At 60.7% G+C, this 2361-nt stretch carries 2 protein-coding genes and 2 pseudogenes; all 4 read left to right on the forward strand.

The genetic code is table 11. From position 1 onward, the window contains the following. Positions 1-312 (forward strand): annotated as a pseudogene (locus H0E84_RS05955) (hypothetical protein); the annotation flags it as partial. After that, positions 309-1304, forward strand: a complete 996-nt coding sequence (locus H0E84_RS05960; RefSeq protein ID WP_180677723.1) for an RHS repeat-associated core domain-containing protein — start codon at positions 309-311, stop codon at positions 1302-1304. The pseudogene H0E84_RS05955 and the gene H0E84_RS05960, both read left to right, overlap by 4 nt. A 1-nt stretch (position 1305) precedes the next feature. Continuing rightward, complete coding sequence (locus H0E84_RS05965; RefSeq protein ID WP_180677724.1) at positions 1306-1668, forward strand: energy transducer TonB family protein; 363 nt, start codon at positions 1306-1308, stop codon at positions 1666-1668. Positions 1669-1885: 217 nt separating this feature from the next. Beyond that, positions 1886-2361 (forward strand): annotated as a pseudogene (locus tag H0E84_RS05970) (RHS repeat protein); the annotation flags it as partial.

A 2361-nucleotide genomic window follows, 5' to 3' on the forward strand; every position in this document is an offset into this window, starting at 1 on the left:
GGGGCGACCACCTACGCGATGGTGCCGGGCAGCTCGAACCTGGGGGTGACGTCGGTGATGCTGAACACCCCGTGCGGATCGCAGTACCGGGTGCAAGCGTGCAACAGCTACGGCTGCTCGCCGTGGACGGACCCGGTGGCGCCGATGCCGCTGGGGATGATGGCGGAGGGTGAGGACGGGGCCGGGCAGGAGGACGCCGCGGAGCAGGAAGCCGCGGAGTCGGACGATGCCGCGCAGGACGCCACGGACCAGGAGGCCACGGACGAGGACGCCGTCCCGGATGAGGATGCGGCCGGGGAGGAATCGCCATGAAGGGTCTGCAGCTCTGGGCGCTGTGGCTGCTGTGCTGGCTGGCGCAGGCGTCGCATGCGGCGGAGACGGTGCGCTACATCCACACCGACGCGCTGGGTAGCGTAGTGGCGGTGACCGACGCCAGCGGCGCGGTGATCGAGCGACGGGAGTACGAGCCGTACGGAGCGCAGCTGACGCCGGCGGTGGCGGACGGGCCGGGGTATACCGGGCACGTGCAGGATGCGGCGACTGGGCTGACCTACATGCAGCAGCGGTACTACGATGCGGGGATCGGGGTGTTCCTGTCCGTCGATCCGGTGACGGCGCTGGGCAATCCGGTCGGGCAGTTCCATCGGTACAGGTACGCGAATGGCAACCCATACTCTTTCATCGATCCGGACGGACGATGCGGGACTCGCCTTGAGAATCATGTCTCTTTCAGTTGTAGATCGTATGGTGTAGGAGAGCCTAGTGGAAATGCGGCGCAATCCAGATCATTACATGTAGATAGGGTTTTTACACATACATCCGTCGCGACATTGGGGGGTGAAGCTACGCCGTCAGAATTTCCAAAGGAAACTCGCTCTGCTTTAGGTAAGTTCTTGGGCTCATCGGTTGGAGGGGCTATCGGCAGGCACGCCATGCGGACTGGCCAGAAGATAGAAATGGAGCAAATTCTACCGAGTTCCGGTTACCCTCCAGCGTTCTCGGGAGGGTACGCGGGTACCAATATCGTTACTTACAGCCTTGAATGGCGACAATATTTGGCATCAAGTAGATTTGGAAGAGAGTTTTCCGGCGCTGGATTGGATGTGCTCCTTGCTCATGAGATTGGACATACGCCAATAGCTGGTGCGGTTTTTGGCTATAGCCCGGAGACCTCTGACGCCAATGCTGATGAGTTCAATGCCGTTCGGTTTTTAGAGAATCCGTATAGGAGACACCTGGGATTGCCGTTGCGAACGCATTATTCTGGGATTCCCGTGCCAGAGCCGTTGCTCGGAGGAAATTAAAATGATTCCTGCCATTAAAGTTTTCTTTATGCTTGTTGCGACTAGCGTTGGGTGCGATTGCAAATCAGATGGCTGGGAGAGCGTGGTAGAGAAGACTGAAGCGCTGGTCCTGCACAGAGAGTCTTTTAGGGTGCCAAAGGATCCAGTGGGATCTGAGTACGAAGCTTCCTGTGTCAGGATTCGATTTCAGATTGACACAAGCGGAAATCCGATCAATGTCAGCATCGACAAGAGCTCTAGGAATAGGGTAATTGATGTTGCTGCTAGAGAAACATTGAAGAAGTTCAGGTTTCGAGTGCCGCAGGGAGATTCTGGCGAAGAGTTCGCATTGGTGTTCGAGTATCCGCTGAGAGATGCGCCGTAGAAAATCTACGACCAAAGGAAGAACAGGGGTCAGGGAAGAACAGGGGTCAGAGTACATTTCCGACAGTCGATTGCGACTTGAGCTGACGGCCGCTCCAGCCCGCCGCCGATCGCGCCGCTGCGTTCCAGGAGAACAGGGTCAGAGTACATTTCTGACGGGAGAACAGGGGGTCAGAGTACATTTCTGAGACAGCCTGGACTACGACGCGCACGGCAACGTGGCGGCGATCAGCGACGGCCTGGCGGGCGGCCGGGGCAACCGGACGATGAGCTACGACGGCCTGGACCGGCTGACCGGCACCACCTCGCCGATGTTCGGCACGGCGACGTACGGCTACGACGTGCTGGACAACCTCAGGCGGGTACGCCTGAGCGCGGGTGCGCGGCAGCGCGACCACACCTACGCCTACGACGCCAAGCAGCGCCTGACGCAGGTGACCAACACCTCGGGCGGGGCGACGGTGATGAGCCTGGGCTACGACGTGCAGGGCAACCTGGCCAGCCGCAACGGCCAGGGCTATGCGTTCGACCAGGGCAACCGGCTGCGCGAGGTGGCGGGCCTGGAGCGCTACCGCTACGACGGCCACGGGCGCCGGGTGCAGGCGTTCCACGACGCGCGGGACAACCTGTACTCGATCTACGGCCAGGACGGGGTGCTGCGCTACCAGGCGGACTACCGCACGCGGCAGACCCG

Origin of the sequence: Luteimonas salinisoli (genome assembly GCF_013425525.1) — a bacterium.
Lineage (GTDB): Bacteria > Pseudomonadota > Gammaproteobacteria > Xanthomonadales > Xanthomonadaceae > Luteimonas > Luteimonas salinisoli.

What these genes read in the sequence shown, in the direction of transcription:
- H0E84_RS05960 (WP_180677723.1), top strand. Translation starts at nt 309, where the DNA reads ATGAAGGGTCTGCAGCTCTGGGCGCTGTGGCTGCTGTGCTGGCTGGCG.
- H0E84_RS05965 (WP_180677724.1), top strand. Translation starts at nt 1,306, where the DNA reads ATGATTCCTGCCATTAAAGTTTTCTTTATGCTTGTTGCGACTAGCGTT.